Origin of the sequence: Cellulomonas sp. KH9 (assembly GCF_900114185.1) — a bacterium.
Lineage (GTDB): Bacteria > Actinomycetota > Actinomycetes > Actinomycetales > Cellulomonadaceae > Cellulomonas.
This window is the reverse complement of sequence record NZ_FOSE01000001.1, coordinates 1,194,435-1,207,633: the sequence shown is the minus strand read 5'-3', so window position 1 is coordinate 1,207,633 and position 13,199 is coordinate 1,194,435. Positions and strand designations below refer to the sequence as shown.

General features: G+C 74.0%; 9 protein-coding genes. 6 read left to right on the top strand and 3 right to left on the bottom strand.

Annotated features, from left to right (window positions below; all coding sequences use genetic code 11):
• Together cpaB and BMZ16_RS05540 are read right to left on the bottom strand one after the other, a co-directional pair.
• Complete coding sequence (cpaB, locus tag BMZ16_RS05545; RefSeq protein ID WP_089798505.1) at window positions 1-696, bottom strand: Flp pilus assembly protein CpaB; 696 nt, start codon at window positions 694-696, stop codon at window positions 1-3.
• Window positions 693-1,463, bottom strand: coding sequence for a hypothetical protein (locus BMZ16_RS05540; protein WP_089798504.1), 771 nt, complete (start codon window positions 1,461-1,463; stop codon window positions 693-695). Before BMZ16_RS05540 ends, cpaB begins: the two co-directional genes overlap by 4 nt.
• Before the next feature lie 243 nt (window positions 1,464-1,706).
• On the opposite strand from BMZ16_RS05540, the gene BMZ16_RS05535 reads away from it, so the two are divergent.
• The 3 genes from BMZ16_RS05535 to BMZ16_RS05525 all read left to right on the top strand — a co-directional run bounded on the left by BMZ16_RS05535 (window position 1,707) and on the right by BMZ16_RS05525 (window position 5,967).
• Window positions 1,707-2,051 carry a DUF192 domain-containing protein gene (locus BMZ16_RS05535; RefSeq protein ID WP_218143312.1) on the top strand — a complete coding sequence of 115 codons (345 nt, stop codon included), beginning with the start codon at window positions 1,707-1,709 and terminating at the stop codon, window positions 2,049-2,051.
• Window positions 2,052-2,395: 344 nt separating this feature from the next.
• The gene (locus BMZ16_RS05530) at window positions 2,396-4,234 is read left to right on the top strand and encodes an ABC transporter transmembrane domain-containing protein (protein WP_089798502.1); all 1,839 of its coding nucleotides are present in this window, start codon (window positions 2,396-2,398) and stop codon (window positions 4,232-4,234) included.
• On the top strand, window positions 4,231-5,967 hold the full coding sequence (locus BMZ16_RS05525) for an ABC transporter ATP-binding protein (RefSeq protein WP_089798501.1): 1,737 nt from the start codon (window positions 4,231-4,233) through the stop codon (window positions 5,965-5,967). The genes BMZ16_RS05530 and BMZ16_RS05525 overlap by 4 nt, the downstream gene beginning before the upstream one ends.
• 71 nt (window positions 5,968-6,038) lie before the next feature.
• On the opposite strand, the gene BMZ16_RS05520 is transcribed toward BMZ16_RS05525, so the two are convergent.
• Window positions 6,039-6,902 carry an SURF1 family protein gene (locus BMZ16_RS05520; protein ID WP_089798500.1) on the bottom strand — a complete coding sequence of 288 codons (864 nt, stop codon included), beginning with the start codon at window positions 6,900-6,902 and terminating at the stop codon, window positions 6,039-6,041.
• Window positions 6,903-7,124: 222 nt separating this feature from the next.
• Here BMZ16_RS05520 and BMZ16_RS05515 point away from each other — a divergent pair, with 222 nt between their 5' ends.
• The 3 genes from BMZ16_RS05515 (at window position 7,125) to BMZ16_RS05505 (ending at window position 13,105) form a co-directional block, all read left to right on the top strand.
• Complete coding sequence (locus BMZ16_RS05515) at window positions 7,125-9,680, top strand: phosphoketolase family protein (RefSeq protein WP_255366371.1); 2,556 nt, start codon at window positions 7,125-7,127, stop codon at window positions 9,678-9,680.
• 93 nt (window positions 9,681-9,773) lie between these two features.
• Window positions 9,774-11,888 (top strand): phosphate acetyltransferase, encoded by a 2,115-nt coding sequence (gene pta, locus BMZ16_RS05510; RefSeq protein ID WP_089798499.1) that lies wholly within the window; start codon window positions 9,774-9,776, stop codon window positions 11,886-11,888.
• The gene (locus BMZ16_RS05505) at window positions 11,885-13,105 is read left to right on the top strand and encodes an acetate kinase (protein WP_089798498.1); all 1,221 of its coding nucleotides are present in this window, start codon (window positions 11,885-11,887) and stop codon (window positions 13,103-13,105) included. The genes pta and BMZ16_RS05505 overlap by 4 nt, the downstream gene beginning before the upstream one ends.
• Window positions 13,106-13,199: the final 94 nt, after the last annotated feature.

The window sequence follows — 13,199 nt, the reverse complement described above, 5'->3', positions numbered from 1 at the left end:
TCACCCCGCCTGGAACACGAGCTGGTCGTCGGGCAGGACCTGGCTGTCGCCGTCACCGCGCAGCGCGAGCCGCAGCTTGACGGAGAAGCTCTCGACGTAGGCGAGCCGCAGCGCGTCCTGCGAGGTCAGCGCGAACGTCACGGGGACACCGCGCGTGGTGGCGAAGTTGCCGCCGGCGTCCGTGCCCTCCATCTCCTGGGGCAGCCCCACCTCGAGCACGAGGACGTTCGACACCCACACCTCGGCGCGCGACGGACGCTGCTCGTCGCCCTCGACGGTGGCGATGATGTCGACGTGGTCGCCGGGCGCGACCTTGCCCGCCACACCGGTCTCGGCGTCGACGACGATCGCGACCTCACGGAAGCCGGGCTGCACGCCGGGACGCGGCACGAGCATGCCCGACTGCACCAGCGACCCCTCCGGCAGCGCGGTGGCGGCGACCAGGCCGCTCGTGTCGGACACGTCCCGCACGGCGGTGCCGGGGATCCACCGCTCGGGGACCTCCACGACCTCGAGCATGTCCGGCTCGATCGGCTCGTACGCGTCGACGGCCCGGTTGAGCTGGAGCGCCTGCGTCATCGGTCCGACGCGGGAGCTGACGTCACCGACGTAGACGACCACGGCCAGGAAGACCCCGATCGCACCGAGAGCCGTGATGACGAGCAGGAGCGCCCCTCGCCGCTGGCGCGGGTTCATACGTGTCCTCCTGTGGGGACGGAGCTCGTGCCCGAGGGCACGTGGACGTGGCAGAAGAGGCAGAGCGTGCCGGTGACGAGGCGGGCGCAGCTGACGCACCGCGGGACCACCGCGACGGCGGACGGGCTGAGGCGCTCCTCGACCGTGGTCTCCAGCGGCCGCAGCAGCACCGTCGCCTCGAACCACCGCTTCGCGCCCCAGAACGCACCGTCGGTGGGCAGCTCGACGTGCGCCGGCCCCCAGGACGTGTCCACGGGCGCGACCGGGCGCTCGGAGGCGGTGGTGATCGACGCGATGCCCGGCTCCAGGTCGACCTCGGCGCCCCGCGTCACGGTCTGCGCGGCCCAGTCGACCCGGAAGACGGAGCCCGGCAGCCGGCTGGCGAGGTCGAGGGCGACGGACGGGCGCGGGCGCTCGAGGGACGTCACGGAGGACAGGAGCGCGACCGTGCGGCTCCCCTCGGCGACGCCCTGGAGCACCGCGGGTGCCAGGCCGAGCGCGATGGTGGGCAGCATCTGCAGCGCCGCGACCGTCACGAAGAAGGCGGTGGGCGGGACCTCGTGCAGCAGCACGCCGACGTCCTCGCGGGACAGCACGAGCCGCGCGGCGCGCGCCGCGTCGTACCCGGCGCGGTCGGCGGCGACGACCAGCACGTGCTCCTGCGGGCCGAGCGCGAGCAGGGCGGCGACGACGGACTCGGTGTCCGGGTCGGCGACGACCGTGCCCGCCGGCAGCTGCTGCGCCGGAGCGAGCGCCAGGATCGTCACGCGGGTCCCCCTTCGTCTGCTGCTGGTCGGTCGGTGCGCCACCGGTTCACGAGGTTGACGCAGGTCAGGGGCGGTCGCACGCCACGACGAGTGCATTCACCCGTCCGGCTGCCCCGCCCCGCACCTTCGTGGCGGTAGCGCTTACCGCGGCTGAGGATAGGTGCCGTCCGGACCCCTCCCGACACCCCGCGGGCGCTCGCCGCGACGATGCGCGGACCGCCTCCCGCCCGGCACACTGCGGGCGTGACGAGGCTGCTGGTGGACGACGAGGACGTGGCGGAGGTGACCGTCGCGGCGTCCTGGGCGGCTCGCGCCCGCGGCATGCTGGGGCGCCGGACCCTGCCCGAGTCGATGTGGTTCGTGCGCGTGCCGTCGGTGCACGGCGTCGGCATGACGCAGCCGCTCGACGTGGCCCAGCTGGACGCCGCGGGGGCGGTCCTCGCGGTGCACGTCCTGCGCCCGTTCGGCCTGGTCAGGCCGCGTCGGGGCGCGGTCGACGTGCTCGAGGCGCCCGCCGGCAGCTTCGCCCGCTGGGGTCTGCGCCCGGGCAGCGTGGTGCGTCGGACGCCGGACGGCGCGACGGGCTGACGGGGCGGTTGCACACCCCGATGGTGTCCGCCGGGCGCCCCGCGGGCACGGGCCCGGCGGCCCGGGAGGGACCCGGTCCCGAGGGCCCGGAGGGCCCGCGTCAAGGGCCTGTGTGCCCAGCCGGTCCGGTGGCGTCCGTGCCCCGCCGGACGCGGGCGCCCGACTCGTGCCGCTTCACCCGGTCGCCCGCCGTGCAGTGCACACCGGCCCCGGGGGGCACGGCACCCCCGTCGCGGTGTGCACGCCGCCGGTGCCGACGCCACCGGCGGACCGGGGGTGACGTCCGCGCGGGACCGCAAAAAGACGTGCAACCCTGTCGGTACCCGCACGTAACGTTCTACGACGTGCGCTCCCTCCCTCTCGCCGATCCCGGCACCCCGCCGTTGCGGGGTCCCGCCGCCTACCTCGGGTGGCTGGCCCGACGGCAGTGGGGCATCCTCCTCGCGGCCGTCGCCTGCGGCGTCGTGCAGTTCGCCTGCCAGGCGTTCCTGCCGTACCTGACCGGCCGGGCCATCGACGACGGCCTGGAGCAGGGCTTCGGCCCCGACCTGCTGCGCGCCGCCGGCGCCCTGCTGGCGCTCGGCGTGCTGAGCGCGGCCGCGTCGGCCGTGGGCCACCGCTTCGACGTCGCCAACTGGCTGCGGGCGGCGTTCACGACGTCCCAGCTGGTCGGGCGGACCACCGCGCGCACCGGGCACGCCGTCACGGCGGAGCTCCCGACGGGCGAGGTCGTGTCGGCGGTCGCGAACGACGCGCTGCGGGTCGGCGACCTGTTCGCCGTCACGGCCCGGTTCGTCGGCTCGCTCACCGCGTACGCCGCCGTCGCCGTGCTCATGCTGCAGGTCTCCGTCCCGCTGGGCCTGGTCGTCGTGCTCGGCCTGCCCACGGTCGCCGCGGTCCTGGGTCTGCTGGTCAAGCCCCTGCAGCGCCGTCAGTCCGCGCAGCGCGAGGCCTCCGGGCGCCTGACGACCCTCGGCTCCGACACCGTCTCCGGGCTGCGCGTGCTGCGCGGCATCGGCGGCGAGTCGGTGTTCACCGGTCGCTACCGCCGCCAGTCGCAGCTGGTGCGCGAGCGCGGCGAGCACGTCGCGGTCACGCAGTCGTGGCTGGACGCGCTGCAGGTGCTGCTGCCCGGCATGTTCGTCGTCGCACTGGTGTGGCTGGGCGCCCACATGGCCCTCGCCGGCACCATCACGCCCGGGCAGCTGGTCACCACGTACGGCTACGCGGCCTTCCTCGGCTGGCCCGTGCAGAACGCCACCGAGTTCCTGCAGTCCGCGACGCGCGCCGTCGTGGCCGCGCGCAAGGTGCTGACCGTGCTGCGGGTCGTCCCGGCCGCCGGTGCGGCGCCCGCGTCCGTCACCACGCCGCCGCCGCCCGGCTCGCCGCTCGTGGACGAGACGAGCGGCGTGACGCTCGAGGCCGGCCGGGTCGTCGCGCTGGTCTGCGCCGACCCGGACGAGTCCGCGCGCATCGCGACCCGGATGGGACGGTTCGACGACGAGGCGGAGGCCGCGACGCCCGTGCGCCTCGGCGGGGTGCTGCTGCGCGACCTGCCGCTGGCCGAGGTGCGGCGGCGCGTCGTGGTCGCCGAGGCCATGCCGCAGCTGTTCTCCGGCTCCCTGGCGGCCGGGCTGGACGTGCGCGGCGGCGCGCGACGCGAGGACCTGCTCGCCGCGATCGCGCTCGCCGACGCCCAGGACGTGCTCGACTCCACACCCGACGGGCTGGACGGGGAGCTGCCGGAGAAGGGCCGGTCGCTGTCCGGCGGTCAGCGCCAGCGCGTCGCGCTCGCCCGCGCGCTGCTCACGCAGGCCGAGATCCTCGTGCTGGTCGAGCCGACCAGCGCCGTCGACGCCCACACCGAGGCGCGGATCGCCGCCCGGCTGTCCGACGCGCGACGCGGGCGCACCACGCTCGTCGTGACCGCCAGCCCCCTGGTGCTCGACCACGTGGACGAGGTGCAGCTGGTGGTCGACGGCGTCCTCGTCGCCCGCGGCGCCCACGCCGCGCTGCTCGACGGCGCGGCCGGGCCCGAGGTCGCCGCGACGTACCGCCGCGTGGTGGGCCGCCGCATGGACGACGACCTGCCCGTCGAGGAGTCGTTCGACCGCACCGACCCGCGCGACCCGTCGCCGACGGACCGCTCCCCCGTCGACCTGCCCACCGGAGGTGCCGCATGAAGCTGCCCGTCGCCGACGCGGCCACCGTCCGCGCGTACGCGGCCGAGCTGCTCGGCCGGCACCGCCGTCGCCTGGGCGGGCTGGCCGGGCTGCACACGCTCGCCGCCGTGGCGGGCCTGGCCGGTCCCCTCCTGCTCGGCCGGCTCGTCGACGCCGTCACGTCGGGCACCGACGCGCGGTACGTCAACACGCTCGTCGTGGTCGGCGCGGTCGCCGTCCTCACCCAGACCGGGCTGATCCGGTACGCGCAGCGCGCCTCCATGCTGTTCGGCGAGCAGGTCTTCGCCGAGCTGCGCGAGGAGTTCCTCGAGACCGTGACGTCGCTGCCGCTGTCGGTGGTCGAGCGTGCCGGCACCGGGGACCTGGTGGCCCGCACCACCAACGACGTCAACAAGCTGCAGCACGCCGTCCGGTTCGGGGTGCCGCGCGTGATCGTCGCCGTGGTGACGATCACCCTCACGGTGGTCGCGTGCCTCGTGATCGACCCGCTCGTGTCGCTCGCGCTGTTCGTCGGCGTGCCGACGATGGTGATCATGGTGCGCTGGTACCTGCGCCGCGCCACGCCCGCGTACGTCCGGGAGTCGGCGGCCTACGCCGTGCTCAACGGCACCATCACCGAGACCGTCGAAGGCGCGCGCACCGTCGACGCCCTGGGACTGGCGGACGCCCGCGAGGAGCGCGTGCGCGACGACCTGCGGGAGGCCTTCGCGGCCGAGCGCGCGACGCTGCGGCTGCGGACCATCCTGTTCCCCGGCGTGGACCTGGCCTTCGTGCTGGCACCCGTCGCGGTCCTGGTGTGGGGCGGGTACCTCGCGTCGACCGGCCACGTGACGCTGGGGGCGGTCACCACGATCGTGCTCTACGCCTACCAGGTCACCGGTCCGGTGTGGGAGCTGATCTTCTGGGTCGACGAGATCCAGGTGGCGGCCACCGCCCTCGCGCGCATCGTCGGTGTGCGCCTGGTCGGGACGGACCGCGAGGCGGGTGACGCGCGCCCGGCCGACGAGCGCATCGCGACCCGCGGGCTGCGGTACGCGTACCGCGAGGGCCACGACGTGCTGCACGGGATCGACCTGGACCTGGCGCCCGGTGAGCGGCTCGCGGTCGTGGGCCCGTCGGGTGCGGGCAAGTCGACGCTCGGCCGCATGCTGGCCGGCATCCACCCGCCCACGGCCGGCAGCGCGACCGTCGGCGGCGTCCCGCTGGTCGACCTGCCGCTCGAGGACCTGCGGGGGCACGTCGCCCTCGTGACGCAGGAGCACCACGTCTTCGTCGGGACCGTCGCGGAGAACCTCCGCCTGGCGAAGGTCGACGCGGACGACGACGAGCTCGAGCGCGCCCTGCGTGCGGTCGACGCGTGGGACTGGGTGCAGGGGCTGCCCGAGGGGCCGGCCACCGAGGTCGGCTCGGGCGGTGCCGCGCTGACCCCCGCGCAGGCGCAGCAGCTCGCGCTCGCGCGCCTCGTGCTGCTCGACCCGCACACGCTCGTGCTCGATGAGGCGACGTCGCTGCTCGACCCGCGTGCCGCCCGGCACCTGGAGCGGTCGCTGTCGGCCGTGCTGGCCGGACGCACGGTGGTCGCGATCGCGCACCGGCTGCACACCGCGCACGACGCCGACCGGGTGGCGGTGGTCGACGCGGGCCGGATCAGCGAGATCGGCCCGCACGACGAGCTGGTCGCCGCGGGCGGCGAGTACGCCGCCCTGTGGCGGTCCTGGCAGCACGAGAGCTGACGACGTCCGGGGCCGCGTGCGGGCGTCGGCGTCCGGCGCGGCCCGCGTGCGGGCCCCGGCGTCCGGCGCGCTCAGGCGCCGGGTCGCGCCTCGACCGGCGGCTGCACGGTCTGCCGGTCGTCGTCCTGCAGGTCGTCGTCCTCGGGTGGACCGGCGGCGGGTGCCGCGCCCGGCAGCGGCGGCCGCCCGGCCGCCTCGTCGCGCACCATCCGCCACCACAGCCCGGCGGCGAACAGCCCGAAGATCCACCACTGCGCCGCGTAGGCGAGGTTCTGCACGTTCAGCCCGGCGCCCGCGCGCGTCGGGGGCGCCAGGCCCTCGAGGCCGTCGGCCGCGGCCGGGTCGGCGGGGTCGCTGCCCTGGACCACCAGGTAGCCCGTGTAGACCGGCCCGCCCCACGCGGCGAGGAGCTGGGCGGCGCTGATCGCGTCGGTGCGCCCGTCGACGATCGGTGCGCCGGCCTCCTCCGCGTACTGCAGCCACCCCACCACCTCGACGTCGCCGGCGGGCGCGGGCGCGACGTCGGGGGTCGGGGACCAGCCCCGGACGACCGGCAGCACCGCGGTCCCGTCGTCCGTCGGCACGCGCAGCGGCGTCAGCACCAGGTACCCGTCCGTGCGCCCGGCGTGCGCCCGGCCCGTGACGAGGAGGGTCGCGTCGTCGTCGTACGCGCCCGTCACGACGACCTTGTGGGCCACGAGGTCGGCGCTGAACGTGTCGCCCGGTGCGAGCAGGTCGGCCAGCGGCTCGGGGTCGGCGGTGACGATCCGCTCGGCCTCGCGCGCCGCAGAGGCCGCCCCACGGACCTCGGCACGCTCGAGCTGCCACACGCCGAGCCGGGCACACACGGCGGCGGCGGCCAGCAGGACCACCAGCAGCGCGAGCATCCGGGGCCGCACCGCGGCGCGCCACACGGACGTCGGGGTGTCGGCCACGGCTTCACGGTACCCGGCGCCGCACGCGGTCCCGTGCGGTCCGCACCGCCGGGCGGTGGTCAGTGGCGGACGTCACCCGATGCCCTGCGGCACCGCCGCATCTGCGCTTGTATGGCTGTGGGCAGGAGCACAGGCACGGGTGGGCCGGACGTCCCAGGTCCCGCCGGGACCTCACGGGATGCTGGGCTCGCCCGGCCACTGGTACTTCCCTCGGGAGGGGACATGACATCGACCGCCGCGGACCAGCAGTCCGTGACCAAGGCAGGTCCGATCGCCTCGGGGCAGTTCGCCGCGGCGGAGGCCCGCACCGCGTGGCGCACCGGCTCCGGTGAGCTCGACGACGCCACGCTGCAGCGCATCGAGAAGTGGTGGCGCGCCGCCAACTACCTGTCCGTGGGGCAGATCTACCTGCTGGACAACCCCCTGCTGACCCGCCCGCTGAGCCGGGACGACGTCAAGCCGCGGCTGCTGGGGCACTGGGGCACCACGCCGGGCCTGAACTTCCTCTACGCGCACCTCAACCGCGCCGTCGCGGAGCGTGAGCAGTCGACGATCTACATCACCGGCCCGGGCCACGGCGGCCCCGGCCTGGTGGCCAGCGCCTACCTGGACGGCACGTACTCGGAGGTCTACTCCGACATCACGCACGACGAGGAGGGGCTGCGCCGGCTGTTCCGGCAGTTCTCCTTCCCCGGCGGCATCCCCTCGCACGTCGCGCCCGAGACCCCGGGGTCCATCCACGAGGGCGGCGAGCTCGGCTACGCCCTGAGCCACGCGTACGGTGCCGCGTTCGACAACCCGCACCTGCTGGTCGCGGCGGTCGTCGGCGACGGCGAGGCCGAGACCGGGCCGCTGGCCACGAGCTGGCACTCCAACAAGTTCGTCAACCCGCTGCAGGACGGCATCGTCCTGCCGATCCTGCACCTCAACGGGTACAAGATCGCCAACCCCACGGTCCTCGCCCGCATCAGCGACGAGGAGCTGCACGACCTCATGGTCGGGTACGGGCACAAGCCGCACGTCTTCGTGGCCGGCTTCGACGACGAGGACGTCCTCGAGGTCCACCGCCGGTTCGCCGTCCTGCTGGACGAGGTGCTCGACGAGATCGCCGAGATCAAGGCACGGGCGGCGCAGGGCGACCTCACGCGCCCGCTGTACCCGATGATCGTGTTCCGCACCCCCAAGGGGTGGACGGGCCCGGCGGAGATCGACGGCAAGAAGACCACCGGCTCGTGGCGGGCGCACCAGGTGCCCCTGGCCAACGCCCGTGACACCCCGGAGCACCTCGCGGTGCTCGAGGAGTGGCTGCGGTCGTACCGCCCGGAGGAGCTGTTCGACGCGGAGGGTCGCGTCGACGACGACGTCACCGCGCTGGCGCCCGAGGGCGACCTGCGGATGAGCGCCAACCCGCACGCCAACGGCGGCCTGCTGCTGCGCGACCTGCGGATGCCGGACTTCCGGGAGTTCGCGCAGGACGTGCCCGCCCCGGGTGCGACGTTCGCGGAGGCACCGCGGGTGCTGGGCCAGTTCCTCACCGAGGTCATCCGGCGCAACCCCGACAACTTCCGGATCTTCGGCCCGGACGAGACCGCGTCGAACCGCCTGCAGGCGGTGTACGAGGTCACGGACAAGCAGTGGAACGCGGAGTTCTACGGACCCGACGTCGACGAGCACATGGCCCGTGCCGGACGCGTCATGGAGATGCTGTCGGAGCACCAGTGCCAGGGCTGGCTCGAGGGTTACCTGCTGACCGGGCGGCACGGCCTGTTCACGTCGTACGAGGCGTTCATCCACATCGTCGACTCGATGTTCAACCAGCACGCGAAGTGGCTCAAGGTCACCAACGACATCCCGTGGCGACGCCCCGTCGCGAGCCTGAACTACCTGCTGTCGAGCCACGTGTGGCGCCAGGACCACAACGGCTTCAGCCACCAGGACCCCGGGTTCATCGACCACGTGGTCAACAAGAAGGCCGAGGTCGTGCGGGTCTACCTGCCGCCGGACGCCAACACGCTGCTGAGCACGTACGACCACTGCCTGCGCAGCAAGCAGTACGTCAACGTCGTCGTGTCCGGCAAGCAGCCCGCGCCGAACTTCCTCACGATGGACCAGGCGATCGCCCACTGCACCCGCGGTCTGGGCATCTGGGAGTGGGCGGGGTCCGAGGCTCCCGACGAGGAGCCCGACGTGGTCCTCGGGTGCGCGGGCGACGTCCCGACGCTCGAGGTGCTGGCCGCCGCGGACATCCTGCGTCGCGAGATCCCGCAGCTGAAGGTGCGGGTCGTCAACGTCGTGGACCTCATGCGGCTGCAGGACGCCCGCGAGCACCCGCACGGGCTGACCGACGCCGAGTTCGACACGATCTTCACGGCCGACCGGCCGATCGTGTTCGCGTACCACGGGTACCCGTGGCTGATCCACCGCCTCACCTACCGTCGCAACGGGCACAACAACCTGCACGTCCGCGGCTACAAGGAGGAGGGCACCACCACGACGCCGTTCGACATGGTGATGCTCAACGACCTGGACAGGTACCACCTGGTGATCGACGTGATCGACCACGTGCACTGGTTGCGCGCGTCCAAGGCGGGTCTGCGTCAGCGTATGGTCGACGCGCGGATCCGCGCCCGGCAGTACACCCGCGAGCACGGCGAGGACATCCCCGAGGTGCGCGACTGGGTGTGGCCGGACGTCGGCGAGACCGCGACGGAGGAGGGTGGGCCGCAGCCCACCCGCAGCCCCGCCGCCGCCGCCGACACCGGCGGGGACAACGAGTAGCCCCACCGTCAGCGGTCGCGTCCGGGCACACCCGCCCGGACGCGACCGGACGACCACAGCCCCCACCAGGGGCGACGAGGAGTGAGCAGCACAGTGGCCAGGACGATCTACGTCATGTCGGCCGAGGGGGACACGGGCAAGTCCGTGGTCGCCCTCGGTCTCGTCGACCTGCTGACCCGGACCGTGCAGCGGGTGGGCGTGTTCCGCCCCGTCGCACGGTCGACGGACGAGCGGGACTACGTGCTCGAGCTGCTGCTCGAGCACGACGGTGTCGACATCGCCTACGACGAGGCCGTCGGGGCCACGTACGACGAGGTGATCGCGGACCCCGAGGCCGCGCTGTCCCGCATCGTGTCGCGCTTCCACGACGTGGAGCGCCGGTGCGACGCCGTCGTCGTGGTCGGCACCGACTACACCGACGTCGCCGGGCCGACCGAGCTCGCGTACAACGCGCGCATCGCCGCCAACCTCGGCGCCCCGGTCGTGCTCGTCGTCAACGGCGCCCACCGCTCCGCGGAGGACGTGCACCACGCGGTCGACGTCGCGACCTCCGCGATCGTGGCGGACCACGCGCAGGTCGTGTCCGTCATCGCGAACCGCTGCGCCCCGGGGTCCCTGGACCGCGTCCGGGAGGCGCTCGGCGGGACGGTGCCGGTGTGGGCCCTGCCCGACTCCCCGCTGCTGTACGCGCCGACGCTGCGCCAGCTCATGGACGCCGTCGGCGGCACCCTGACCAGTGGTGACGAGGAGCTGCTGGGCCGCGAGGTCCTCGACGTGCTCGTCGGCGCCATGTCGATCGAGCACCTGCTGGACCGGCTGCAGGACGGCGCCGTCGTCATCACCCCCGGCGACCGCGCGGACGTGCTGCTCGGTCTGCTGATGGCCCACCAGGCCGAGGGGTTCCCGTCGCTCGCGGGCCTCATCCTCAACGGCGGTCTCACGCCCGCGCCGAGCATCCAGCGCCTGGTGGAGGGCCTGGGCTCCCGCCTGCCGCTCATCACGACGTCGCTGGGCACGTTCCGCTCCGCCAGCGCGGCCGGCTCGACCCGCGGACGTCTCACGCACGACGCGCAGCGCAAGGTCGACACGGCCCTGGCCCTGTTCGAGCAGCACGTCGACGGCGAGGCGCTGCTCGCGGCGCTGGACGTGCCGCGACCCGAGGTCGTGACGCCCCTGATGTTCGAGTACGCGCTGCTGGACCGTGCCCGTAACGACCGCAAGCGCATCGTCCTGCCCGAGGGCAACGACGACCGGATCCTGCGGGCGGCCTCCACGCTGCTGCAGCGCCAGGTCGCGGACCTGACGATCCTCGGCGACGAAGCGTCGATCCGGACCCGGGCCAACGAGCTCGGCCTGGACCTCGACGGCGCGCAGGTGATCGACCCGAAGAACGGCGAGACCCTCGAGCGCTTCGCGGAGGTCTACACCGAGCTGCGCAAGCACAAGGGCATGACCGTCGAGCGCGCCCGCGAGATCGTGTCGTCGGTGTCGTACTTCGGCACGCTCATGGTGCAGCTGGGCCTGGCCGACGGCATGGTGTCCGGCGCCGTGCACACCACCGCGCACACCATCAAGCCGTCGTTCGAGATCATCAAGACGACGCCCGGCGTCGGCAGCGTCTCGTCCTGCTTCCTCATGTGCCTCGAGGACCGGGTGCTCGTCTACGCGGACTGCGCGGTCATCCCGGACCCGACGGCGGAGCAGCTCGCGGACATCGCGATCTCCTCGGCGGAGACCGCCACCCAGTTCGGCATCGAGCCGCGGATCGCCATGCTGTCGTACTCGACCGGCGAGTCGGGCTCCGGCGCCGACGTCGAGAAGGTGCGCGAGGCCACCCGGCTGGTCCGCGAGCGCCGGCCGGACCTGTCCGTCGAGGGCCCGATCCAGTACGACGCCGCCGTGGACGCCTCCGTCGCGCAGACGAAGATGCCCGACTCGGCCGTCGCCGGGCGGGCCACGGTGTTCGTGTTCCCGGACCTCAACACGGGCAACAACACCTACAAGGCGGTGCAGCGCTCCGCCGGCGCCGTGGCCATCGGCCCCGTGCTCCAGGGTCTGCGCAAGCCGGTCAACGACCTGTCGCGCGGCGCGCTCGTGCAGGACATCGTCAACACGGTCGCGATCACCGCGATCCAGGCGCAGGCGCTGGCCGCCGCCGCCCCGGCCGAGGCCGGTACCGTCACCACCCCGGAGGGATCCGCACGATGAGCACCCCCACCCCGTCCGAGCAGCCCCGCGCGAGCGTGCTCGTCATCAACTCGGGCTCCTCCTCCATCAAGTACCAGCTGGTCTCCCCGGACGACGGCGAGGCGATCGCGTCCGGCATCGTCGAGCGCATCGGCGACGCGGTCGGCGCCGTCAAGCACGTCGCGCACGGGACGACGACGAAGCGCGAGCTGCCCGTCCCGGACCACGCCGAGGGGCTGCGCATCGTCCTGGGCCTGTTCGACGAGCTCGGGCCCGACCTGGAGTCCGCGCACGTCGTGGCCGTCGGCCACCGCGTCGTCCAGGGCGGCGCCCTGTTCGACGGTCCCGCCCTGGTCACCCCCGAGGTCGAGCGGGACATCGAGGAGCTGGCACCGCTCGCGCCGCTGCACAACCCGGCGAACCTCACGGGCATCCGCGTGGCGCAGCAGCTGCTGCCGGACGTGCCGCACGTCGTCGTGTTCGACACCGCGTTCTTCCGCCACCTGCCCGAGGCGGCGGCGACGTACGCGATCGACGAGGACGTCGCCACCCGCTACCGGGTGCGCCGCTACGGCGCCCACGGCACGTCGCACCAGTACGTGTCCCAGCAGGTCGCGCAGTTCCTCGGCCGTCCGCTCGAGGACCTCAACCAGATCGTCCTGCACCTGGGCAACGGCGCGTCCGCGTCGGCCGTCCGCGGCGGTGTCGCGGTCGAGACGTCGATGGGCCTGACGCCGCTCGAGGGCCTGGTCATGGGGACCCGCTCGGGCGACGTCGACCCGGCGATCCTCATCCACCTGTACCGCAACGCGGGCATGAGCATCGACGAGCTCGACGACCTGCTGAACCGCCGCTCGGGCGTCAAGGGCCTGTCGGGCGTCAGCGACTTCCGCGCGCTGCACGAGCTGGTGGCGCAGGGCGAGCCGGGTGCGCGCCGCGCGCTCGACGTGTACCTGCACCGGCTGCGCAAGTACATCGGCGCCTACCACGCGGTGCTGGGGCGCCTCGACGTCATCACGTTCACGGCCGGGATCGGCGAGAACGACGACATCGTGCGCGCCGGTGCGCTCGCGGACCTGGAGGCCCTGGGCATCGAGGTCGACCTCGCGCGCAACGAGGGCCGCAAGAGCGAGCCCACGGTGATCTCGCCCGACGGCGCCAAGGTCACGGTGCTGGTGGTGCCGACCAACGAGGAGCTGGCGATCGCCCGTCAGGCGGTGGAGGTCGTCGGCGCCTGAGCGCCCCGCTCCCCCGTTCGCAGCACACCGGGAGGCCGGTCCGGCACGTGCCGGGCCGGCCTCCCGCGTCCCGGGACGGCGGGGCGGGCGCCTC

Excerpts from the sequence above, each read along its gene's own strand:
- cpaB (WP_089798505.1), bottom strand. The coding sequence starts at position 696 with ATGAACCCGCGCCAGCGGCGAGGGGCGCTCCTGCTCGTCATCACGGCT.
- BMZ16_RS05525 (WP_089798501.1), top strand. The coding sequence starts at position 4,231 with ATGAAGCTGCCCGTCGCCGACGCGGCCACCGTCCGCGCGTACGCGGCC.
- BMZ16_RS05515 (WP_255366371.1), top strand. The coding sequence starts at position 7,125 with ATGACATCGACCGCCGCGGACCAGCAGTCCGTGACCAAGGCAGGTCCG.
- BMZ16_RS05505 (WP_089798498.1), top strand. The coding sequence starts at position 11,885 with ATGAGCACCCCCACCCCGTCCGAGCAGCCCCGCGCGAGCGTGCTCGTC.